This is a genomic window from Devosia sp. SD17-2, assembly GCF_029201565.1.
Taxonomy (GTDB): domain Bacteria; phylum Pseudomonadota; class Alphaproteobacteria; order Rhizobiales; family Devosiaceae; genus Devosia.
Map to the genome: position 1 here is coordinate 3,060,476 of NZ_CP104002.1, position 21,982 is coordinate 3,082,457.

General features: G+C 62.3%; 21 protein-coding genes. 14 read left to right on the forward strand and 7 right to left on the reverse strand.

The genetic code is table 11. The features are described 5' to 3' along the window. Positions 1-139 precede the first annotated feature (139 nt). The 6 genes from NYQ88_RS15075 (at position 140) to rsmA (ending at position 7,554) form a co-directional block, all read left to right on the forward strand. On the forward strand, positions 140-1,207 hold the full coding sequence (locus tag NYQ88_RS15075; RefSeq protein ID WP_275651939.1) for an LptF/LptG family permease: 1,068 nt from the start codon (positions 140-142) through the stop codon (positions 1,205-1,207). Next, the gene (locus tag NYQ88_RS15080) at positions 1,204-2,277 is read left to right on the forward strand and encodes an LptF/LptG family permease (protein WP_275651940.1); all 1,074 of its coding nucleotides are present in this window, start codon (positions 1,204-1,206) and stop codon (positions 2,275-2,277) included. Before NYQ88_RS15075 ends, NYQ88_RS15080 begins: the two co-directional genes overlap by 4 nt. Continuing rightward, positions 2,274-4,574 (forward strand): LPS assembly protein LptD, encoded by a 2,301-nt coding sequence (gene lptD, locus NYQ88_RS15085; protein WP_275651941.1) that lies wholly within the window; start codon positions 2,274-2,276, stop codon positions 4,572-4,574. The genes NYQ88_RS15080 and lptD overlap by 4 nt, the downstream gene beginning before the upstream one ends. 139 nt (positions 4,575-4,713) lie before the next feature. Next, positions 4,714-5,619, forward strand: a complete 906-nt coding sequence (locus NYQ88_RS15090) for a SurA N-terminal domain-containing protein (protein WP_275651942.1) — start codon at positions 4,714-4,716, stop codon at positions 5,617-5,619. Positions 5,620-5,713: 94 nt separating this feature from the next. After that, entirely contained in the window at positions 5,714-6,712 is a 999-nt protein-coding gene (gene pdxA / locus NYQ88_RS15095; protein ID WP_275651943.1) for a 4-hydroxythreonine-4-phosphate dehydrogenase PdxA, read from the forward strand. Further along, positions 6,712-7,554 (forward strand): 16S rRNA (adenine(1518)-N(6)/adenine(1519)-N(6))-dimethyltransferase RsmA, encoded by an 843-nt coding sequence (rsmA, locus tag NYQ88_RS15100; protein ID WP_275651944.1) that lies wholly within the window; start codon positions 6,712-6,714, stop codon positions 7,552-7,554. Before pdxA ends, rsmA begins: the two co-directional genes overlap by 1 nt. 7 nt (positions 7,555-7,561) lie before the next feature. On the opposite strand, the gene gmk is transcribed toward rsmA, so the two are convergent. The 7 genes from gmk to fabD form a co-directional block, all read right to left on the reverse strand. Continuing rightward, a complete protein-coding gene (gene gmk, locus NYQ88_RS15105) occupies positions 7,562-8,212 on the reverse strand; it encodes a guanylate kinase (RefSeq protein ID WP_275651945.1) in 651 nt (216 codons plus the stop codon). Between the two features lie 8 nt (positions 8,213-8,220). Continuing rightward, positions 8,221-9,105, reverse strand: coding sequence for a YicC/YloC family endoribonuclease (locus tag NYQ88_RS15110; RefSeq protein ID WP_275651946.1), 885 nt, complete (start codon positions 9,103-9,105; stop codon positions 8,221-8,223). Continuing rightward, on the reverse strand, positions 9,102-10,208 hold the full coding sequence (mltG, locus tag NYQ88_RS15115) for an endolytic transglycosylase MltG (RefSeq protein ID WP_275651947.1): 1,107 nt from the start codon (positions 10,206-10,208) through the stop codon (positions 9,102-9,104). Before mltG ends, NYQ88_RS15110 begins: the two co-directional genes overlap by 4 nt. Before the next feature lie 164 nt (positions 10,209-10,372). Then, positions 10,373-11,641 carry a beta-ketoacyl-ACP synthase II gene (gene fabF, locus NYQ88_RS15120; RefSeq protein ID WP_275651948.1) on the reverse strand — a complete coding sequence of 423 codons (1,269 nt, stop codon included), beginning with the start codon at positions 11,639-11,641 and terminating at the stop codon, positions 10,373-10,375. 22 nt (positions 11,642-11,663) lie between these two features. Continuing rightward, on the reverse strand, positions 11,664-11,900 hold the full coding sequence (locus tag NYQ88_RS15125; protein ID WP_169196701.1) for an acyl carrier protein: 237 nt from the start codon (positions 11,898-11,900) through the stop codon (positions 11,664-11,666). Positions 11,901-12,112: 212 nt separating this feature from the next. Next, positions 12,113-12,850 (reverse strand): 3-oxoacyl-[acyl-carrier-protein] reductase, encoded by a 738-nt coding sequence (gene fabG / locus NYQ88_RS15130; RefSeq protein ID WP_275651949.1) that lies wholly within the window; start codon positions 12,848-12,850, stop codon positions 12,113-12,115. Between the two features lie 39 nt (positions 12,851-12,889). Further along, the gene (gene fabD, locus NYQ88_RS15135; protein ID WP_275651950.1) at positions 12,890-13,846 is read right to left on the reverse strand and encodes an ACP S-malonyltransferase; all 957 of its coding nucleotides are present in this window, start codon (positions 13,844-13,846) and stop codon (positions 12,890-12,892) included. A 110-nt stretch (positions 13,847-13,956) separates the two neighbouring features. Between fabD and NYQ88_RS15140 the strand changes: the two genes are divergently transcribed. From NYQ88_RS15140 to radA, 8 genes are all read left to right on the forward strand, one after another. Then, positions 13,957-15,450, forward strand: a complete 1,494-nt coding sequence (locus tag NYQ88_RS15140) for a sensor domain-containing diguanylate cyclase (RefSeq protein WP_275651951.1) — start codon at positions 13,957-13,959, stop codon at positions 15,448-15,450. A 226-nt stretch (positions 15,451-15,676) separates the two neighbouring features. Then, complete coding sequence (rpsF, locus tag NYQ88_RS15145; protein ID WP_275651952.1) at positions 15,677-16,072, forward strand: 30S ribosomal protein S6; 396 nt, start codon at positions 15,677-15,679, stop codon at positions 16,070-16,072. A 24-nt stretch (positions 16,073-16,096) separates the two neighbouring features. Further along, positions 16,097-16,345: a 30S ribosomal protein S18 gene (gene rpsR / locus NYQ88_RS15150; RefSeq protein ID WP_275606994.1), complete on the forward strand. Its 249-nt coding sequence runs from the start codon at positions 16,097-16,099 to the stop codon at positions 16,343-16,345. Positions 16,346-16,436: 91 nt separating this feature from the next. Beyond that, a complete protein-coding gene (rplI, locus tag NYQ88_RS15155; RefSeq protein WP_275651953.1) occupies positions 16,437-17,003 on the forward strand; it encodes a 50S ribosomal protein L9 in 567 nt (188 codons plus the stop codon). Between the two features lie 236 nt (positions 17,004-17,239). Continuing rightward, entirely contained in the window at positions 17,240-18,724 is a 1,485-nt protein-coding gene (locus NYQ88_RS15160; RefSeq protein ID WP_275651954.1) for a replicative DNA helicase, read from the forward strand. Positions 18,725-18,726: 2 nt separating this feature from the next. After that, on the forward strand, positions 18,727-19,854 hold the full coding sequence (alr, locus tag NYQ88_RS15165; RefSeq protein WP_275651955.1) for an alanine racemase: 1,128 nt from the start codon (positions 18,727-18,729) through the stop codon (positions 19,852-19,854). Between the two features lie 95 nt (positions 19,855-19,949). Continuing rightward, the gene (locus NYQ88_RS15170; RefSeq protein ID WP_275651956.1) at positions 19,950-20,492 is read left to right on the forward strand and encodes a DUF1697 domain-containing protein; all 543 of its coding nucleotides are present in this window, start codon (positions 19,950-19,952) and stop codon (positions 20,490-20,492) included. Further along, entirely contained in the window at positions 20,493-21,893 is a 1,401-nt protein-coding gene (radA, locus tag NYQ88_RS15175; RefSeq protein WP_275651957.1) for a DNA repair protein RadA, read from the forward strand. Positions 21,894-21,982: the final 89 nt, after the last annotated feature.

Genomic DNA, 21,982 nt, shown 5'->3' on the forward strand with positions numbered 1-21,982 from the left:
GCAGGTCAGCAATGAGGCCGGATTTCCCACCGATTTGTTGATGGCAGGTAGAGGCAATTGTCAGGTCCGACGAACTGCACCATGGTGCCGTGGCACCGTGGGCCTTACTTGCGGCGCAGGGGGATGCTATCGGACGCCCATGAGACGACTGACAACTTATCTGGCGCGCCTGTTTGCGACCGACGCGCTCGTGCTGTTCGGCATCGTATGCTTCCTGCTCTGGCTGGTGAACTGCCTGCGGTCATTCGAAGTGGTGTCGGTCAAGGGACAGGGCTTTGCCACCCTTGCGGTGCAGGCGCTCTACACCATGCCGCAGCTGGGGCTGGCGTTCTTCTATATCTGCGTTGGCATCGGGCTGGTGCGGGCGCTGACGGCGCTGCAGAGCAGCCACGAACTGCACATCATCCACACCAGCAAGGGAATCAGCGGTCTTTGGCGCGCAGCGGCCATGGTCACCAGCGTTGCCGTGGTTGCGGTGATGCTGTTCGCCCATTGGGTAGAGCCGAACGCCAACCGCAAGTTCAGCGAGCTTTCGGCCAGCGTGGCGGCTGATCTCGTCAGCTCCACCCTGCGGCCGGGTCGGTTTACGCAGGTAACGCCGGGGGTGATCCTGCTGATCGGTGGACGCGGGCCGGATGGCGAAATTCGCGAGTTTTTTGCCGATGACCGCCGCGAGGGTGCGACGCGCCGAACCTTTATCGCTGAAAGCGCAAGGATATCGAGCGACGGCGAAAACTATGTGCTCGAGTTGCGCAACGGGTCACTGCAATATGTGCAGGAGGACGGGCGCTATTCCGAGGTGCGGTTTATCCGCTACGATCTCAGCGTCGACAGTTTGAGCCAACCGTTGATCATGGGCGACTCGCTCGCCGAGCGCGACAGTTTCGACCTTATTGCCGAGGCGATGGCGACCAGGCAGCTGGAGCAGCCGGTGCTGCAACGACTGCTGGATCGGTCGGCAGAGGCACTGCGCGTCATCGGCATCTGTCTTTTTGTTTTGGCGATTGCCGCCTTCCCCAGCGGACGACGGGCGCGCATTCCTGTGCCACTGGAAGCTGTGGTGATGTTGGTCGCCTTTGGCGAGCGCGGCATCGGCACCTATAGCCCTCTCGGGGTCGGGACCGGGTCGGTCCTGCTGATCCTGATTTCGGGGGCTGTGATGGCCTATCGCCTGTGGCCGCGCCGTCCGAGGAGCATTCCAGCATGATGACGCGGATCGACTGGCTTGTACTCAAGCGCCTCGCGGGCCGCATCGGCGCAACGGTGTTCATTTTCTACGGGCTGATCGCGCTGGTGGAATCGCTCGACACCTGGCGCTTCAATGCGGTGGCCGAAAGCAACGGCGTGCTGATGGCGCTGGTGATGGTGGCGATGAGCGCGGTGCGCTGGACCATCAAGACCCTGCCGGTAACAGTGCTGATGGGCGCGATCCTCGGGATGGCCGACCTCAAGGCGCGCCATGAACTGACGGTGATCAAGGCCAGCGGCATATCCATCTGGCGCGCCATGCGTGCGCCCACAATTGCGTTGATCGGGGTCAGCTTTCTCGTGGCGCTGGGGGCGGAAACGGCCAGCACGCAGATCAACCGCGAGCTGTATCCGACGCCGCCGGGTCAAGCGGCGCTGCTGACGCCGCCGGGCGAAATCTGGCTCGAGCAGCGGGGCGACGGCGTGCACTATGTGATCATGGCGCGGCACATGTCTCCCGGCGGCGGAGAACTGGGCGACGTGACACTGTTCCATCTCGCCCCTAATCCCGTTCCCCGGCTCGAGGCGAGTAATGCGGTGCTCGAGGATGGATTCTGGGTTCTGCCTGCGGCCATTGCGCGCTCGCCGGATACGCAGGCCCGTACCGTCTTTGACTATCGCGTGCCCACAGAGTCGACTGCTGCGGAGATCCGGCTGACATTGGCCTCGACCGAAGACATGACGTTTTTCGACCTCGCCCGCATGCTCCAGCAAGGCGTTTCGGACCCTTCGGTGCGCGCCTCGGCGACGATGCGGCTGATCAAGCTTTTGACGCTTCCGCTTGTGCTAACCGGTTCTCTGTTCATTGCCTTTGCGTTTACCGCAGGTTATCGAAGAAACTCTAGTCTAGGTCCCGCGGTCCTCTATGGCATCGTGCTCGGATTTGTTGTGTTCGTGATTACCGAGATGGCCGACCGCGCTGGGTCGACCGGCGTTCTCGACCCAACTTTTGCGGCAGTCGGACCGGCACTGGTAGCTATTGTCATCGGCATGACAGTGCTGCTGCATAAGGAAGACGGACGAACGTGACGACTATCGGCCGAAACGGGTTTGAAAGGCTTGCACGCGCGCTGCTCGCGGGCGTGGCCCTGTGCCTTTTGCCTGCCGGCCCTGCTCTGGCGCAGAATCTCGTTCCCACCAATTTCTTCAACGCTCCGGTCAATCCCAATGGCGACGCCGGCGTGGAAGCCAACAGCCTCACCTTTGACGCGCGCACCAATGTCATCCGGGCCTCGGGCGATGTGGTGCTGTCGCATGAAGGCTATGTGGTTCGCGGCGATACGCTGGAGTTCAACCGGCGCAGCAATTCCGTTCGCCTGACCGGGCGCGTGAGCGTGACCGACCCGTTCGGCAATGTGATGGAGACCGATGGTCTCGACATCGGCGGCGGAATGAAACAGGCGTTTCTCAACGCCCTGACCATCACCTCCTTTGACGGTTCGCGCATTACCGCCGACAGTGTGGACTATGACGCGGCGCTCCAGTCAGTGCTGGTCAATGCGAGCTATGCGCCGTGCGGAGACTGCATCGACGACAAGGGGCGCCGCATTGGCTGGTCGGTCAATGCCGCAAAAATCATCCACGACTCGGAAAATGGTTCGGTTGTCCTCGAGCAGCCGACGCTGTCGCTCCTTGGCATGCCGGTCGCGTGGCTGCCGTATCTCTGGCTGCCGGGCACGGACAATCAGGCCCTGTCAGCGCTGCGGATGCCTATCATCGATTACAGCGACACGACCGGACTGCGCGTTGGCGTGCCGGTGATGGTCTATACCAACCGCTGGACCGACATCATCCTCACCCCGACACTGTCGACGCGGCAGGGTTTCCTTATGGGCGCGGAATGGGTGCAGCGGTTTGATGCCGGCTCGTTCCAGGTCAAGGCTTCAGGAATCCACCAATGGGACCCAGCGGCTTTTGTCGGCACGGTCGGTGATCGGGACTGGCGCGGGGCGCTGCAGACCTCCGGCTCCTTCACGCCGATCGAAAACTGGTCGGCAGGCTGGTCCTACACCGCCTTTTCCGACGCGGCCTATCTCGGCGATTACCGCCTGACCACGGCCAAGTCCACGGTGAACGAGGTCTATGCGACGCATCTGACCGACGACACCTATCTCGATGTGCGCCTGCAGGAGTTCAATCTCCTCGGTAATGTGACACCGCAGGAGCAGGCGCAGCAAGGGAAGGCCCTGCCCGCGGTCCGGTTCAATCATGTCGTCGATCTCGAGCCGGGAATGGGCCGGGTGACGCTCGATGGGCAGTTGCTGAGCGTGCAGCGCGAGGCCGACGCGGTCAAGGCCGCCAATGGTGTGCCCTATGTGTTCGGCCATGCCGGCAACAAGACGCGCGCAACGCTGCAGGCCGGATGGCAGACGCAGTGGATCAATAGCGGGCTGGTGTTCACGCCCTATGCCGGTCTGCGCGCCGACATGGCCTATTATGACGGCACGAGCCCGTTCCTGCCCGGCGAGACCAGCCTTTTCAGCGCCACGCCGATCGCGGCGATGGATATCCGTTACCCGCTGATCGCTCATAACGGCGCCGATGTGCACCTGATCGAACCGATCGGACAGATGGTCTATCGCGGATCGGGCACGAGCCTTGTCGGCATCACCAATGACGATGCGCAAAGCTTCGTCTTCGATGACACCAACCTCTTCAGCTACAACCGCTTTTCGGGCTACGACCGCCAGGAAACCGGGCTGCGCGCCAACATCGGTGCACGCTACCAGGCTAATTTCGCCGATGGCGGCTATGTCGAGGTTGTCGGGGGGCAGTCGTTCCAGCTTGCCGGGACCAATGCCTTCGAGACCGCTGACCCTGCCGGCGCGCGACGCGGATCGGGCATGGAGGGCGCTGCCTCCTATGCGGTCCTCGGAGCCTATGGCTCGTTTACGCCCGGCCTGTCATTTGGCGGCAAGGTGCAGGTGGACACCGAGGACTGGGCGCTGGCCCGGGCCGGCGCCGGCATGAAGCTAGACCTCGAACGCTATTCGGCGACGGTAGACTACCGGTTTATCGCTGCGGACGCTGCTGTGGGCACGCTGCAGGACCAGCACGAAGTGGGCGGCGAGCTGACCGTGCCTGTTTCTGATTACTGGAGCCTCAAGGGCAATGCGGCCTGGGATATCGGCGCCAACAGCTGGCTGCAGGCCGGTGGCGGGCTCTATTATGACGACGGCTACCTCGCCTTCGGCGCCAATGCGACCCGCACCGGAGCGACACATACAACGCCCAACGACACCCGCGTGACGGCGACATTCCAGCTCAAGGCTCCGGCCGGGCTGAATGCCGGTGGCACGACGAGCGTGTTGGTGCCAGAATTTTGAACGCCAGCAGAGTAACGCTGAACCCGCAGACCGGCAGCCGTCGGGCCTACTTCGGATTTTGGCCGTATTCATTGGGCAATTGACACCACGAACCAAGCGCCGCATTGAAGTGGCACATCGCATGGAAATGGACACGACCATGATCTTCGCACATCTGCGGCGCATTACGGGCGCCTTGTTCCTGGGCCTTACCCTCGCGACAGCTGCAGTCGTCCCCAGCATGGCCGCAACTGTCGTCACCGTTAACGGCACGCCAGTGACCGACGTGCAGATCGACCAGCGCCTGCGCCTGTTCCAGATGGAAGGCAATCGCACCGGCCGCAAGGGTGCGACCGAACAGCTGATCACCGAGGCGATCCAGATGTCCGAGGCCAAGCGCCTGGGCATCACCGTTTCAAATGCCCAGGTTGACGAGGCTTTCCTGCAGATTGCCCGCAACCTCAAGCTGAGCCAGGACCGCCTCGCGGAAATGCTGCGCCAGAGCGGCGTCAGCAAGGACACGCTCAAGGATCGCCTGCGCGCTGCCATCGCCTGGAATGGCGTGGCCGAACGCGCAGTGATGCCGAACGTCCAGATCTCCGAGCTCGATCTCGACCAGACCGCTGCAGGCCGCATCGCCGACTTCCAGAATTTCGACTATATCCTCAAAGAGGTTATCTTCGTTGCGCCGGGCGGCCAGGGTGCCAGCGGGCGCACGGCACAGGCCAATCGCTATCGCTCCGGCTTTGCCGGCTGTGACAGCGCAGTGCAGCTGTCGCTGAACTATACGGACGCAGCCGTGATCGATGTCGGTCGTCGGCACGCCACCCAGCTGCCCGAGGCAGTCGCCAAGGAATTGGCCGGCATGAATGTTGGCGGCATCACCAAGCCCCGCGTCATCGAGTCCGGCGTGTCTATGCTCGCCATCTGCGAGAAGACACAGGCCGAAGACCTGACCTTCGTGAAGGACGAAGTGCGCGCAGAAGTCGGCAACGACACGATGCAGAAGCAGGTCGACGACTACATGGCGACCCTGCGCAAGAACGCAAAGATCATCTATAACTGAGTGATCAGGCGGTTCGCCCGCCACACGCAGAGACACGACTGTTTTGCGGAGCCGCATCCCCGGATGTGTCTCCGCTCTCTTTTTGGGGGTTAGCATGACACAGCCGCTGGCCATTTCCATGGGCGAGCCCGCCGGCATCGGCCCCGATCTCCTTTTATCGCTTTACACCCAGCGCGAGGCCCTCGGCCTCCCACCGTTTATTGTCTATGGCCATGTGCCGTTCTTGCGGGCCCGGGCGGCGCGGCTGGGGCTCTCCGTCGAGATCGTCGAGACAACTCCGGACACGGCAGCGTCAGAATTTGACCGTGCCATGCCCGTCGCAGCGGTCTATGGTGACGTGCCGGACACCCCGGGAGCGATTGCGCCTACTGCCGCCCCAGTGGTTATCGAGGCGATTGCGGCGGCGGTCCGCGATACACGTGCCGGCCTATGCCGCGGGCTCGTGACAGCGCCGATCCACAAGGGCGCGCTTTATCATGCTGGCTTTGCCTATCCCGGTCACACGGAATATCTGGCGGCGCTCTGTGCCGAAAGCGGGAGCACGCCACTGCCAGTGATGATGCTCGCGCATGAGGGGCTGCGCGCTGTGCCGCTGACCATTCACGTCCCGATCAAGGATGTGCCCGGGCTGATTACCGCCGAGCTGATCGCCGACACCTTGCGCGTAGTCGACCGCGATCTGCGCGCGCGGTTTGGCGTGGCTCGGCCGCGCATTGCCGTGGCGGGGCTCAATCCGCATGCGGGCGAGGATGGCGGCATCGGCCGGGAAGAGCTGGACACCATCCGCCCGGCGCTCGAGACCGCGCGCAACGAGGGGCTGGATATCATCGGCCCCCTGCCCGCTGACACGCTGTTTTACCCCGCCCACTGGGCGAGCTATGATGCCGTGGTGGCGATGTATCACGATCAAGCACTGATTCCGATCAAGACCGTGGCTTTTGACGAGGCGGTGAATGTGACGTTGGGCTTGCCCATCGTGCGGACCTCGCCCGACCATGGCACTGCATTTGACCTTGCCGGAACCGGCAAGGGCTCGACGAAAAGCTTTGCGGCCGCTATCGCCTTGGCCCACCGAATGACAAAGAGCGCATAATGAGCCAGATCGACAACCTTCCTCCGCTGCGCGACGTCATCGCCGAACATGGCCTCCAGGCCAAGAAGGAACTCGGGCAGAATTTTCTGTTCGACCTCAATCTGACGGCACGCATTGCGCGCGTTGGCGGCTCGCTGGACGGTGTTCGCGTGATCGAAGTGGGTCCGGGCCCGGGCGGGCTGACACGGGCGCTGCTGGCCGAAGGCGCGCGCGAAGTGATCGCCATTGAGCGTGACGCCCGCGCCCTGCCCGCGCTGGCCCAGATTGCAGAGGCCTATCCCGGCCGACTGACAGTTATCCATGGCGACGCGATGGAAATGGACTATCGGGCACTGGCGGACGGCCCGACCCGGCTGGTGGCGAACCTGCCCTATAATATCGGGACGCCGCTGCTGACCGGCTGGCTGACCATGGAGCCGTGGCCGCCGTTTTTCGAGAGCCTGACGCTGATGTTCCAGCGGGAAGTGGCCGAACGCATCTGCGCCAAGCCGGGCGACAATCATTATGGTCGGCTCGGCGTTCTCGCAGGCTGGCGCACGGACGCGCGCATCGCGTTCAATGTTGGCCGACAGGCCTTTGTGCCGGCACCAGCAGTGACCTCGGCTGTGGTGCATCTGGTGCCGAAGCCGGTCGAAGATGGGCTCCCGGTCAAGCTGGTGGAACAGGTAACGAAGGCGGCCTTCGGCCAGCGCCGCAAGATGGTGCGCCAGTCGCTGAAGTCTCTGGGAGTACCGGTTGAAGGGCTGCTCGCCGCAGCCGACCTCAAGGGAAACGAGCGGGCAGAAGAACTGCCGGTTAAGGCGTTTCTCGCCATGGCGCGGGCGCTGCCGGGCCTTCGCTGAAGGGGCCTCAGGCCCCCGGGCCGAGGGCGTCGATCTGGCTTTGCAGATCCTGGACGAAGTCCGAGAGATTGATCTGGCGTTCGCGCTTCAAACGCGCCGAGGCCAGGATCGAGCGGACGCGCTGCACGGAGAGCTCGAGGTCGCTGTTGATGATGACATAGTCATATTCGCTGGCGTGATCGAGTTCGATCCGGGCGTTGCGCAGGCGCTTTTCGATGGTTCCGACGCTGTCCTGGGCGCGCCGCTCTAGACGAGCGCGCAGCTCATCGATTGTCGGGGGCAAGATGAATACCGTCACCATATCAGCGCGGCAGTTCTCGTAGAGCTGCAATGTGCCCTGATAGTCGACGTCGAAGAGAATGTCCTTGCCGGCAGCAAGCTGCTCTTCGACCTGGGCGCGCGGGGTGCCGTAGAAATTGCCGTGAACCTCGGCCGATTCAAGCAGACCGCCCTCGGCCTGCATGCGCTTGAAGGTCGGGACGTCGACGAAATAGTAGTGCGTGCCTTCCACCTCATCGCTGCGGCGAGCGCGCGTGGTGGCGGAGACGGAGAGGCGGATGTTCGGGTCCTGCTGGAACAGGGCACGAGAGATGGACGACTTGCCGGCGCCTGATGGCGAGGCGATGACCAGCATGACGCCACGACGCTGAAAATCCATTGCGCTCTCTATTCGATGTTTTGGACCTGCTCGCGTAATTGATCGATCACCGCCTTGAGGTCAAGGCCGATGGTGGTCAGTTCCACCGCGTTCGATTTAGAGCAGAGGGTGTTGGCTTCGCGGTTGAATTCCTGGGCGAGGAAATCGAGGCGGCGGCCGACTGGACCGCCCTGGGAAACCAGCTTGCGCGCGCCGGAGATGTGGGCGCGCAGGCGATCGATCTCTTCCTGAATGTCGGCCTTGGTGACCAGCAGTAGCACTTCCTGGGCAAAGCGCTCGGGGGCAATGTCGGTCTGCTGACTAAAGGCTTCCATCTGGCTCCTGAGGCGCGCTGCGATCTGGTCGCGGCTGCGGGAGGGATGGGCTGCGGCGGCTTCGACGAGTGTGGCGATCTGATCGATCTGGTCGAGCAGTGTGGTCGCGATGCGTGCCCCCTCCTCCCGGCGTGACGCCTGGAGGGCAGAAAGGGCCTGCTGGGCTGCCTTGGTCACAAGGGCTCCCACGGCCTCCTCATCGAGCGCGTCGGCCTCCTCGAAGGCCAGGACGCCCGGCAGGGCGAGAAGGCCATCGACACGCGGCGGGGAGACTTCGAGACGCTGGGCCAGATCATTTGCGGCTGCGATGACAGTGGCCAGAGCCGCTTCATTGACTGTGATCGGCTTGCCGGAGGCGCCACGATCGAGCGTCAGATTGACGTTGAGGGAGCCGCGGCTGAGGGCATTGGAGAGCAGCTGGCGCACGGGGAGGTCAAACGCATCAAGACCCGGCGCGAACCGGGTCCTGATGTCGAGGCCACGTCCATTGACCGATTTGATCTCGATCCGCACGCGCAGGGCCCCGTCGGAGGCGTCGGCGCGGGCGAAGCCGGTCATGCTGGCCAGGGGGGCACTCATTGTGCGGGTGCTTCCTCGGCTTCCTCTGCCTCGAGCGCCTGACGGGCAGCCTCCGCTTCGGCTTCGGCCTGTTCGGCGGCCTCGCGGGCAATCTGGCGATAGCGGGCGACGTTTTCCTGATGCTCGGCATAGGTCTCGGCAAAGACGTGACCTTCGCGGGGGCTGGCGCCCTTGGCAACGAAGTAGACGTAGTTGTGGCTATCGGGATTGGCCACGGCCTTGAGGGCATCGATGCCAGGATTGGCGATCGGCGTCGGTGGCAGGCGATCGATCTGATAGGTGTTGTACGGCGTCTTGGCCTCGATCTCGGAGCGGCGAATGCCACGGTCGAGCGTCGATTGGCCCAAGGTGATGCCATAAATGATCGTCGGGTCGGACTGCAGGCGCATGTTTGTACGCAGACGATTGACGAAGACCGCAGCCACCTGCGGACGCTCCTCGGCGACACCAGTTTCCTTCTCGACGATCGAGGCGAGGATCAGCATCTCGGCCGGCGACTGCAGCGGCAGATCAGGCTGGCGGGTTTCCCAGATTTCGGCAAGCGCCTGGGTCATCGCCTGCTGCATGCGCTCGAGCACAGCCTGACGGGTATCGCCGGGCATGTAGTCGTAGCTTCCGGGCAGGATCGAGCCTTCGGGCGGCAGGACATCTATGGTGCCGGTCAGGCGATCATCGTCATTGATGCGCTGCACCACCTGCCAGGAGGTCCAGCCTTCCGGAATGGTGACGGCATAGCGGATGGGCGTACCCTCGGTCAGCTCGCGGAAGATCTCCGACATGCTGGCATTGGCCGGGAGCGTGAAGTCGCCGGCCTTGACGACGGTACTCTTTTCGACCCGTTCGCCGAACTGGCGGAAAATGAATGCGTTGGAAATGAAGCCCTGTTCCTCAAGGCGTGTCGCCGTCGAGGTCAGCGTATTGCCGCTCTCGACGCGGAAGACGCGATCTTCGGGAATCGGACCGTCGCCATAATATTGCGAGGCGACAAAGAGAAAGCCGCCACCGACGACCACGAGACCAATGACCAGCAGGGTCAACAGGGCGTTCAGAACATCTACCAGGCCGTTGGAGGAGCGGCGGCGGCGTTTGCTGCGGTCATTCATTGTGGGTCGTCACCTTCGCTGTCCATATCTGACGAATACGGACCGTGTTGTGGTTCTGGCGCCAAACTGTGGCAAAGCGCCTGCATTTTTTGCAATGGCTGGCCACAAAGACAAGGGGCACACCGCGCGTCGGCGCGATGTGCCCCTCTTGAAAGGTGGAAAAGTCAGGCGACCTTGCGCATGACCAGCGTGGCATTGGTACCGCCAAAGCCGAAGCTGTTGGAGAGGGCCACGTTGATTTCCTTCTTGAGGGCCACCTTGGGAACAAGGTTGATGGCCGTCTCGACAGAAGGATTGTCGAGATTGAGAGTCGGCGGGGCAATGCTGTCCCGCATGGCGAGGAGGCAGAAGATCGCTTCGACGGAGCCGGCCGCACCCAGGAGGTGACCAATGGCAGACTTTGTCGAGCTCATCACCGAGCGCCCGGCAGAATCGCCGAGAACACGGGTCACTGCGCCCAGTTCGATCTCATCACCCAGCGGCGTCGAGGTGCCGTGAGCGTTGATGTAGTCGACTTCGCCCGGAGCAATGCCGGCGCGCTTGATGGCAGCGCTCATCGCGCGGAAACCACCATCGCCATCGGGAGCCGGGGCGGTGATGTGGTAAGCATCGCCGGACAGGCCATAACCGATGATCTCGCCGTAAATCTTGGCGCCGCGTGCCTTGGCCCGCTCGTAATCCTCGAGAACGACGATACCGGCGCCCTCGCCCATCACAAAGCCGTCACGATCCTTGTCGTAAGGACGGGAGGCAGCAACAGGATCGTCATTGAAACCGGTCGACAATGCGCGTGCTGCAGCAAAGCCGGCGAGAGCCAGACGATTGACGCAGCTTTCGGTGCCGCCAGCCACCATGACGTCGGCATCGCCGAGCGCAATGAGACGGGCCGCATCACCGATGGCATGAGCGCCGGTGGAGCAGGCAGTCACGACCGAATGGTTCGGCCCCTTGAGGCCGAAACGAATCGAGACATAGCCAGACGCGAGATTGATCAAGCGCCCCGGAATAAAGAAGGGGCTGATGCGGCGCGGCCCTTTTTCATGCAGCGTCACGGAAGCATCATAGATGCCACCAATGCCGCCGATGCCAGAGCCGATCAGAACGCCTGTGCGCTCCTGCTCTTCCTGGGTCTTGGGCTCGACGCCAGCGTCCTGAATAGCCTGTGTAGCAGCAGCCATGGCGTAGACGATAAAATCGTCGACCTTGCGCTGCTCCTTGCTCTCCATCCACTCGTCGGGATTGTACTTGCCATCGGCATAGTCACCCAGCGGCAGGCGGTGAGCAATCTGACAGGCGATATCATCGACTTGAAATTCGTCGATACGCCTGGCCCCACTCTTGCCTGCGAGAATATTGGCCCACGTGGCCTCCACTCCGCAACCAAGGGGCGTGACAAGTCCCAATCCGGTGACGACGACTCGGCGTAATTCCATGTCTCGACCTGATCCGTCCAGCTTAGCTGGTGGCCTTGGTCAAAAATGCAACCGCATCGCCGAAGGTCTGGATCGACTCAGCAGCGTCATCAGGGATCTCGACCGAGAATTCTTCCTCGAAAGCCATCACCAGTTCGACCTGATCAAGGGAGTCTGCACCCAGATCGTCGATGAAGCTGGCCTTTTCGACAACCTTCTCGGCGTCCACATTGAGGTGTTCCACAACGATCTTGCGGACCCGATCAGCGACATCGCTCATATTTGACTTCCCTTTTCGAAATCTAGTTCGTTCGCTTCTTATTGGCGTGTAGCCAAATCATCAAGCTGTGTTGGCTTGTCCGGCAATGTAAGCGGCCTTCTTGGCGCTCGCAAGGCACAGAGCAAGGGGTTAACGCGGCGGCGATTAACATGTTTCCATCGGGTTTGCCAGCCGCAGAAGGCCCGCTTTCCAAGGCTTTCGCCTCGAAAGGGTCAGATCATCGCCATTCCGCCGTTAACGTTCAGCGTATGTCCTGTGACATAAGCGGCCGCATCGCTGGCCAGGAAGACCGCGCAGGCAGCCACTTCCTGGGCCGTTCCGAGACGCCCTGCAGGAACGCTCGAAAGGATCGACTCACGCTGCTTGTCGTTCAGTTCGTCGGTCATCGCAGAGGCAATAAAGCCCGGCGCGATAGAGTTGACGGTGATGTTGCGGCTGGCGACTTCGTGGGCGAGCGCCTTGTTCATGCCGATGAGGCCGGCCTTGGAGGCGGCATAATTGCCCTGCCCCGGATTGCCCATGACACCCACCACCGAGGAAATGCCGATGATGCGACCCCAGCGCTGCTTCATCATGCCACGCAGGACGGAGCGATTTAGATGGAAGGCAGCGGTCAGATTGATGGCGATGACGTCGTCCCACTCCTCATCCTTCATACGCATGAAGAGATTGTCGCGGGTTACGCCGGCATTGTTGATCAGGATATCGAGCCCACCCATTGCCGCCTCGGCGGCGGGGACAAGCTTGTCGACCTCATCGAGCTTGGAAAGGTTACACGGCAGGATCGGGCAGTCCTTGCCGATTTCCTTAGCCGTATCCTCGAGGGCGCTCGTGCGCGTGCCCGAGAGGGCAACAGTGGCGCCGGCAGCAGCGAGTGCCTTGGCGATCTCGCGACCAATGCCGCCGCTGGCACCCGTCACAAGGGCGCGTTTTCCGGTGAGATCAAACATTTCTGCTCCTTGGTGGAGAATTGGGGTCCCTGGCGAAGCTTACGCGTGGGATGTGAGTTGAGCCACGAGGGCATCGATGTCAGCCGGCGCGCCGACGGCCTGGGCAGTGACGTCGGGGGCAATGCGCTTGGCGAGACCGGTGAGCACCTTGCCCGCACCGATTTCGACGAGGGTGGTGACGCCACCCTGCCCCGCCAACCAGGTGACGCTCTCGGTCCAGCGCACGACGCCGGTGACCTGCTCGATGAGGCGCTGGCGGATTTCGCCGGCATCGGTGATCGGCGCCGCAAGGACATTGGCGACAAGCGGAACGACGGGGGTTTTCATCTCGACTTCGCTCAGGGCCGCAGCCATAGCATCGGCGGCAGGCTGCATCAGCGAGCAATGGAACGGAGCGCTGACCGGTAGCTGAAGGGCGCGCTTGGCGCCGCGGGCCTTGGCGATTTCAATGGCGCGCTCAACAGCGGCGATGCCACCGGAGATCACCACCTGGCCAGGCGCGTTGTCATTGGCAACGTCGCAGACTTCACCCTGCGCAGCCTCGGCAGCCACTGCACGGGCCGTTTCGAGATCAAGACCAAGGAGTGCAGCCATGGCGCCGTGACCGACGGGAACGGCCTTCTGCATGGCCTGGCCACGGGTGCGCAGCAGGCGCGCCGTGTCGGCGACAGTGAAGGTACCGGCGGCGCAGAGCGCAGAATATTCACCAAGCGAGTGCCCGGCGACATAGGCGGCGTGATCAGCAAGGCGAACGCCCTTGGCCTCAAGCACGCGGATAATGGCCATGCTGACCGCCATCAGGGCGGGCTGGGCATTTTCGGTCAGGCGCAAAATATCTTCCGGACCTTCAAAGAGAATTGCAGAGAGGCGCTGGCCCAGGGCTTCGTCGATTTCCTCGAAAACCGCACGCGCCTCTGGGTAGGCCGTGGCAAGATCCTTGCCCATACCCACGAACTGGCTGCCCTGGCCCGGAAAAGTGAACGCAATGGTCGACATCGTCCAACCCCCTTTTTGAGATGGCCCCAACATGCGGAAGAGACCGGTTCAGGGGGCTTTGCAAGCACTATGAGGCAGAGTCAAGGCGTAGGAACAATGCCGCCATCCCCATGCCGAGTTTGTTAACCGGGAAAGAGCACAGTAAAAGAAGGGGGGCAACTTCGCGGCTAAAGCCGTTCTTCGAGTGTGCCATGACGACGATGACATTGCCAACGCGCAGCGCGTTGGTCGAATCGCTGATAGTCAGCGCCCTGGTGTTTGCCGCCTGCATGGTCGGCATCCAAACCCGCCTCCTGTTCTCCCTAGCAAGTATCTGGCCGGCAAACGCTGTGCTGTTTGGCCTGCTCATCCTGCGACCCGCGACAAACAATGCGACAACCTGGAGTCTTGCGGGACTGAGTTTCGTCGCCGCCGACCTTCTCACCGGCAGCAGCATGGAAAATGCCATGCTCCTCAATGGCGCCAACCTGGTCGGCATCAGCGTCGGTGTTGCGGTGGTAGAGCGATTGAGTCGGCACGCGGACTATCTCACCCGTCCGACCGATGCGGTTTCGACGATCGGCGCCATTATGGTCGCGGCGGCAGCCACGGGCGTCGTCGGCGGCCTGATCGGCCCCCTCCTGTTCAACATGAGCTTGCAGGAGAGCTTTGGACTGTGGTTTGCGGCCGAAGTCGTCAGCTACATGATCTTCCTGCCGCCGCTTCTGGCTCTGATCCGGCAGGACGAAAACTCTTTGCGGTTTTTGTCGCGCAATGAAATCCAGCGCCGCCACCAGATATTGGCGCTGGCGTCGCTTTTTCTATCCATCATGGTCATCCATGCGTCGGGCGGGCCAGGCGGAGCCTCCTACATGATCCCCGCACTCATCTGGTGCGCGGTGTGTTTCCGCCCTTTCGCCTGCACGATAGTGACTATGCTGGCCTCGGTCTGGCTGCTGATCGCCGGTCCGCTGGGGATGATGCCGCTCAATATCGATTTCAGCAGCGCCAGCAACGCCTCATCGTTCCGGCTCGGGGTGGGCATGATCGCGGCCGGCACGCTGGCGGTGTCGATCATCAACAGCGCCTGGCGCGCCACGCACGCCGAGCTCACGGCCGTTGCTTCGCACGACGCACTGACCGGTCTGCTCAACCGCGGCGCCTTCATGGACCGCCTCAACAGCGCGTTTGGTCGACGGGCCGCGGCACCGTTTTCCGTGCTGATGGTCGATATCGACCACTTCAAGGCGATCAATGACACGCATGGCCACCCGGCGGGTGACGCGGTGTTGCAGACCATGGCGCGCGTTCTGGAGAGCAATCTGCGCGGTGGCGATGTCTGCGGCCGCATCGGTGGCGAAGAGTTTGCGCCGATCGTTATGGGCGCAGCCGGCAACCAAGGCCTCGCGGTCGCTGATCGCATCCAGCGGGCGGCGTTGATGGAGACCACGCCAGTTGACGATGGGCTGCCTATACAGGCAACACTCAGCATCGGGGTGGCAGACAGCGCTGCATATCACAGCGTGGAGCAATTGCTGATCGAGAGCGACAAGGCGCTTTATGCCGCCAAGCACGGCGGTCGCAACCGCGTAACGCTGGCCCGCGCCAAACCCGTGGCGATCTAACGCATCAGAGACGGCAACCTTGCCATGGGGCACAATCTCATCTATAGCGCGCCCAGCAATTCGTTTGGCCGGGGGCTGAACGGAGGGTTTTTGCTTTGGCAAAGACAGGATTTCTGATCCGGCCTCCCGTGTTCCCGCTCTTTGCAAGACTGCTTTGACGCCTTTCCGGCTTCAAAGAGGCTCCGCGCCAAACATTGCGTATCGAAACCACAAGGAAGGCGCATTCATGGCCCTTTACGAGCACATCTTCCTGGCGCGCCAGGACGTTTCCCAGCAGCAGGTCGAAGAACTGACCACTGCGCTGACCGAGATCCTCGCCCAGGGCGGCGGCAAGGTCACCAAGAACGAATACTGGGGCCTCAAGGGTCTCTCCTACCGCATCCGTAAGAACCGCAAGGCTCACTACACGCTGCTGAACCTCGACGCACCGGCTGCTGCCGTTGCCGAGATGGAACGCCAGATGCGCATCAATGAAGACATCCTGCGCTTCATGACCGTTCGCGTTGACGAGCTGGAAGAAGGCCCGTCTGCCATGATGCAGAAGCGCGATCGTGACGAACGCGATGGCGGCCGTGGTGATCGTGGTGGCCCGTCGGGCGACCGTCGTCCCCGCCGCTTCTAAGAAAAGGAACGAGTAGCCATGTCTATCAAAGACCTCACCACTTCCCAGGCCCGTCGTCCCTTCCAGCGTCGTCGCAAGACCTGCCCGTTCTCGGGCGAAGGCGCACCAAAGATCGACTACAAGGACGTGCGCCTGCTGAGCCGCTACGTCTCCGAGCGCGGCAAGATCGTGCCGAGCCGCATCACTGCCGTTTCTGCAAAGAAGCAGCGTGAACTGGCTCGCGCCATCAAGCGCGCCCGCTTCATCGGCGTAATGCCCTACGCCGTAAAGTAAGCTTCGCAGCAGCGAAGCATCGTTGGGGTCGCGGAATGGTTCGCGGCTCCTAACCGTTCCCAGAGAACGGGACAGCCCAAAGGAAAAAGACATGAAAGTCATTCTGCTCGAGCGCATCGGCCGCACCGGTACCATCGGCGACGAAGTCACCGTCAAGGACGGCTTCGCCCGTAACTTCCTGCTGCCGCAGGGCAAGGCTCTCCGCGCCACCGAAGCCAACCGCAAGCGGTTCGAATCGGAACGCGCACACATCGAACAGCGCAACGAAGAGCGCCGCACCGCTGCTGCCGGCATCGCGGAAGGCCTCAACGGCCGCACCGTCGTGATCATCCGCCAGGCAGGCGAAACCGGCCAGCTCTACGGTTCGGTTGCAGCCCGCGATATCGTTGAAGGCCTCGCAGCCGACGGCTACATCGTGCAGCGCAATCAGGTTGACCTTGCCGACCCGATCAAGACGGTTGGCGTTCACACCGTGGCCCTCTCCCTGCACCCTGAAGTTGCAGTGTCGATCACCGTCAACGTCGCCCGCTCGGCTGACGAAGCCACTCGCCAGGCCTCTGGTGAAGACGTGACCGTGCACACTTTTGAAGCCGACGAAGATGGCGATTTCGCCGCCGGCCAGAAGGACGCAGCTGCAGAAGACCGTTTCGAAGAGTAGTCTTCGTTTCAGCTCTGAAATTGAAAGGCCGGGCACACTGCCCGGCCTTTTTCTTTGCCCGACCGATTCCCGCCGCCATTGCCACGCCATCATCGCCTGCAACAAGAAGAGGGCGTTGTTCCCCGATCTTCACAGAGTTCACACCCACTTGTTATTAACCGTTGGCCCTTTAGGTCGAGCGAGACTCTAGCCATCTATGCGTGGTTAGAAAGGTTAACACGCTCCCGAGGACTGAGATGGCTGAAATCGCACGGCTCCACCCTGCCGAAGACAAATCCTTCCGCGTCGCTCCCCACAATGTGGAGGCAGAACAGGCTCTGCTGGGCGCCATACTGATCAACAATGAAGCGTTCTACCGCGTAGCGGACTTTCTAGAGCCCGAGCATTTTTACGAGCCGGTGCACCGCAATATCTATGAGATCACCGGCAAGATCATCCGCGCCGGCAAGTCCGCCGACCCTACGACCATCAAGACCCATCTGCCGGACCAGCTGCTGCCGGAAATGACCATGGCGCAGTACCTGGCGCGCTTGGCCGCCGAGGCGACGACGGTCATTAACGCGGCCGACTATGGGCAAGCCATCTACGACCTTGCGATCCGCCGGAACCTCATCCTCGTCGGCGAGGAAATGGTGACGGTCGCCTATGATTCGGATGTCGAGATGACGCCGAACAAGCAGATCGAGAAGGTTGAAGGGGAGCTGTTCCAGCTCGCCGAAAAGGGGCGCTATGACGGCGGCTTCCTGAGCTTCGGCACGGCGCTCAGCGCCTCCATCAAGATGGCCGGCGAAGCTTTTCAGCGCGACGGCGGCCTATCTGGCGTGGCGACGGCGCTCCACGACCTCGACCGCCAGATGGGTGGCCTGCAGCGCTCGGACTTGATCGTCCTCGCCGGACGTCCCGCCATGGGCAAGACCTCGCTCGTGACAAATATCGCCTATAACGTCGCCAGCGCCTGGAAGGGCGAGGTGACACCGGATGGGCACAACAAGACTATCGACGGCGGCATTGTCGGCTTCTTCAGCCTCGAAATGAGCTCCGAACAGCTGGCAACGCGTATTCTGGCCGAGCAGGCAGAAGTGTCATCCTCCGACATCCGCCGCGGCCGTATCCACGACAGCCAGTTTGCCAAGCTGGTCGACGTCTCCAACATGATGAGCAAGGTGCCGCTCTATATCGACGACACCGGTGGTCTGAGCGTGGCGCAGCTTGCAGCGCGCGCCCGACGCCTCAAGCGCCAGAAGGGGCTCGACCTCCTCATCGTCGACTACTTGCAGCTCCTCTCGGGCTCCTCGAAGGCCTCGAGCCAGAACCGCGTGCAGGAACTGACCGAAATCACCACGACGCTGAAAGCGCTCGCCAAGGAGCTGGAAGTGCCGGTGATCGCGCTTTCCCAGCTCTCACGTCAGGTCGAGCAGCGCGACGACAAGCATCCGCAACTGGCGGACTTGCGCGAATCGGGTTCTATCGAGCAGGACGCCGACGTGGTGATGTTCGTGTATCGCGAGGAGTACTACCTCAAGAACAAGGAGCCCAAAGAGGGCACGCCAGAACACATCACCTGGCAAGGGGAAATGGAACAGGTGCACGGCAAAGCCGAGGTCATCATCGCCAAGCAGCGTCACGGCCCGACCGGTACCGTGCAGCTGAGCTTTGAGGCGCAGTACACCCGCTTCGGCAATCTGGCCCGGGCGGATTATCTGCCGGAACGCATGGAATAGGTATGAAACTGACCTCTGGGCTTGGTGGGCAGTTGACCATCGATCTGGGTGCACTGACCAGAAACTGGCGCGCCCTCGACAAGGTGAGCGCCGGCGCACTGACCGCTGGCGTGGTGAAGGCCGACGCCTATGGCACCGGCATCGAAATGGCCAGCAAGGCGCTGCATGCCGCCGGTGCACGCTTTTTCTTCGTGGCAACGCCCGACGAAGGCATCGCCGTGCGCACCACCCTGCCCGACGCGCATATCTTCGTGCTGGGCGGGCTCTATCCGGGCGCGGCCAATCTTTATATCCGCCAGAACCTGATGCCGGTGATCGGCTCAATGGACATGCTGGAAGAGTGGCTGGGCAAATGCGTCGAGCGCAACGAGGCCTATCCCAGCGCCTTCCATTTCGACACTGGCATGAACCGGCTTGGTTTCCGGCTCAATGAGGCGGTGCTGGTGCGCGAGCGCATCGAGCGGCTCGGCTATGCCCCGCAAATGGTGATGAGCCATCTGGCGTGTTCGGACATTCCCAACCACGAAAAGAACCGCACGCAGCTGGCGCTGTTCGGCTCGGTGCTCAACCAGTTCCCGGGCATTCCCGCATCGCTGGCGAACTCGGCGGGGATGATGACCGGACGCGATTATCACTTCCAGATGGTGCGGCCTGGCATTGCCCTTTATGGCGGGCGCGCGGTCAACGGCCGCAAGAACCCAATGGCCAATGTGGTGACGCTGCATGTGCCAGTGTTGCAGGTGAAGGAAGCCCGCACCGGGGAATCGGTCGGCTATGGTGCAAGCTATTCGCTATCGCGCGACAGCCGACTGGCGATTATCGGTCATGGTTATGCCGATGGCTTTTTCCGTTCGCTCTCCGCGACAAACCAGCGGCCGGGCGGCAAAGTGTATCTGCGCGGAAAACTCTGCCCGATCATCGGGAAAATCTCGATGGACCTTACCATCGTCGACATCACCGAGCTGGGGCAGAATGTCCCCAAGCCGGGTGAAGGGGTCGAGGTGATCGGCCCCAATATCAGCGTCGACGACCAGGCCGATGCCGCCGGGACCAACGGCTATGAACTGCTGACGGCGCTCAAGGGTCGCTACACGCGGAACTATGTCGGGGATGGATATCTGCCCGAGTGAATGCTGGTCGTCGCGACCGAAGTCATCTCCACGCAGGTTCTCTATTTGTTCTTGAACTGCATGCCCTCCCCTGCTAGCGTCTTGCGATGAGTGGGATGGGGCATCGTCACTATGTCATCTTGTTACGGGCGATTGGGCCGGTGACGCATCGGCAGATGTCCATGGCGACATGGCGCGAGGCTGCAGAGAGTGTGGAGTTCCTCAATGTCGCGACATTGGGGAACACGGGCAACATGCTCGCCGATTTTGCAGGAACGGCGGCCGTGGCTGCAAAGACGATGACGCCGCTGTTGCGCGGCTTCGGTCTGGGCGAGAATGTCTTCCCGATTGTGCGGCCGGTATCGGTGCTTAAGACACTGGCGCGAGCGATCGAACGGGATGTCGCAGATCCAAGTCAGGCCGCGGTCTATTTCTTTGCGCAGACGCGACCGGAGTTTTCGTGGTTGCAGACGCATGACGGACCGGAACGCATTCGCGTAGTGGACAATCACCTCGTGGTGGAATTCACCCGCAATGCCACCAATTCAGGCCGGCTGATGCGGCAGATCGACAAGAATTGCGGCGTCTCGACGGCGCGCAACTGGAATACAGTGCGGGGTCTGGCCGAACGTGCGGCCGCGCGCAGGAAGAAGAGTTAAGTGGCAAAGATCCGCACCAATTTCGTCTGCCAGTCCTGCGGGGCTGTTTCAACGCGCTGGCAGGGTCGTTGTGATGCCTGCGGCGAGTGGAACACCATCGTCGAAGAGATCGCCGATTCTGGTGTCGGAGCCGGTCCCAAGGCGGCAAAGTCGAACGGTCGGCCGGCCAATCTTGTGCCGCTGGCTGGCGAGACCGAAAGCGCCGCGCGCGTCGTCACCGGAATGGTCGAGCTGGACCGGGTGACGGGCGGCGGGTTTGTGAAGGGTTCGGCGCTGCTCGTAGGCGGCGACCCCGGGATCGGCAAATCGACCCTGCTGCTGCAGTCGGCCGCGGCGCTGGCGTCGCAGGGCAAGCGCGTGATCTATGTGTCAGGCGAAGAAGCAGTTGCGCAGGTACGCCTTCGCGCACAACGGCTGGGCCTGGGCGAAGCCGGCGTTCTGCTTGCCGCCGAGACCAATGTCGAGATCATCCTCGCCACCCTCGAGAGCGGAGCACCGCCGGATCTCGTGATCATCGATTCTATCCAGACGCTGTGGACCGACCGGGTGGACAGCGCGCCGGGAACGGTAACGCAGGTGCGCACCTCGGCGCAGGCGCTGACGCGGTTCGCCAAAAAGAGCGGCGCAGCGGTCGTGCTCGTCGGGCACGTGACCAAGGACGGCCAGATCGCCGGCCCGCGCGTGGTCGAACACATGGTGGACGCCGTCCTCTATTTCGAAGGCGACAGCAGCCATACGTTCCGCATCCTGCGGGGCGTAAAAAACCGCTATGGCGCGACCGACGAAATCGGCGTTTTTGCCATGACCGAACGTGGCCTTGAGCAGGTTGCCAATCCCTCGGCGCTGTTTCTGGACCAACGCGATCGCGATGCGGCGGGGTCGGCCGTGTTCGCCGGCATGGAAGGGACCAGGCCGATCCTGATTGAAATTCAGGCGCTGGTGGCCCCCTCCCCGCTCGGCAATCCCCGCCGCGCCGTTGTTGGCTGGGATACGTCGCGCCTCTCCATGGTGCTGGCCGTGCTCGAGACGCGGTGCGGGGTGCGGATCGGGGCCAACGATATTTATCTCAACGTCGCGGGCGGGTTAAAGATCACCGAGCCGGCGGCCGACCTCGCCGTCGCTGCTGCGTTGATCTCATCTCTGACCGGCGCGGCGCTGCCGCCAGAGGCAGTTTACTTTGGTGAGATTTCGCTCGCCGGCGGCATCCGGCCGGTGTCGCACAGCGGGTTGCGCCTGCGCGAAGCCCAGAAACTGGGGTTCAAATCGGTGACGACGGGGCGACTGGGAAGCGCGGACAAGGGCTCGGAGCTTGAGGTGAACGAATACCTCCAACTGGCCGATATGGTCAGCCGCATCGCCGCCAATGGCAAGATGCCAGTGGCCGAGGAGGACGTCTGGTAAACAATTGGTTTATGGGAAGAACGACGTCATTGGCGCCGCTTAGTCTTGGCAGCCGGATTTAAAGCGGCTAATGGTCGCCCACGGGGCGG

Coding starts and splice junctions, on each gene's coding strand:
- fabF (WP_275651948.1), bottom strand. CDS start 11,641: ATGGAATTACGCCGAGTCGTCGTCACCGGATTGGGACTTGTCACGCCC.
- rplI (WP_275651953.1), top strand. CDS start 16,437: ATGAAAGTCATTCTGCTCGAGCGCATCGGCCGCACCGGTACCATCGGC.
- NYQ88_RS15090 (WP_275651942.1), top strand. CDS start 4,714: ATGATCTTCGCACATCTGCGGCGCATTACGGGCGCCTTGTTCCTGGGC.
- rpsF (WP_275651952.1), top strand. CDS start 15,677: ATGGCCCTTTACGAGCACATCTTCCTGGCGCGCCAGGACGTTTCCCAG.
- fabD (WP_275651950.1), bottom strand. CDS start 13,846: ATGTCGACCATTGCGTTCACTTTTCCGGGCCAGGGCAGCCAGTTCGTG.
- NYQ88_RS15170 (WP_275651956.1), top strand. CDS start 19,950: ATGGGGCATCGTCACTATGTCATCTTGTTACGGGCGATTGGGCCGGTG.
- NYQ88_RS15160 (WP_275651954.1), top strand. CDS start 17,240: ATGGCTGAAATCGCACGGCTCCACCCTGCCGAAGACAAATCCTTCCGC.
- NYQ88_RS15080 (WP_275651940.1), top strand. CDS start 1,204: ATGATGACGCGGATCGACTGGCTTGTACTCAAGCGCCTCGCGGGCCGC.
- mltG (WP_275651947.1), bottom strand. CDS start 10,208: ATGAATGACCGCAGCAAACGCCGCCGCCGCTCCTCCAACGGCCTGGTA.
- NYQ88_RS15125 (WP_169196701.1), bottom strand. CDS start 11,900: ATGAGCGATGTCGCTGATCGGGTCCGCAAGATCGTTGTGGAACACCTC.
- fabG (WP_275651949.1), bottom strand. CDS start 12,850: ATGTTTGATCTCACCGGAAAACGCGCCCTTGTGACGGGTGCCAGCGGC.
- alr (WP_275651955.1), top strand. CDS start 18,727: ATGAAACTGACCTCTGGGCTTGGTGGGCAGTTGACCATCGATCTGGGT.
- pdxA (WP_275651943.1), top strand. CDS start 5,714: ATGACACAGCCGCTGGCCATTTCCATGGGCGAGCCCGCCGGCATCGGC.
- NYQ88_RS15110 (WP_275651946.1), bottom strand. CDS start 9,105: ATGAGTGCCCCCCTGGCCAGCATGACCGGCTTCGCCCGCGCCGACGCC.
- gmk (WP_275651945.1), bottom strand. CDS start 8,212: ATGGATTTTCAGCGTCGTGGCGTCATGCTGGTCATCGCCTCGCCATCA.
- NYQ88_RS15140 (WP_275651951.1), top strand. CDS start 13,957: ATGCCGAGTTTGTTAACCGGGAAAGAGCACAGTAAAAGAAGGGGGGCA.
- rsmA (WP_275651944.1), top strand. CDS start 6,712: ATGAGCCAGATCGACAACCTTCCTCCGCTGCGCGACGTCATCGCCGAA.
- NYQ88_RS15075 (WP_275651939.1), top strand. CDS start 140: ATGAGACGACTGACAACTTATCTGGCGCGCCTGTTTGCGACCGACGCG.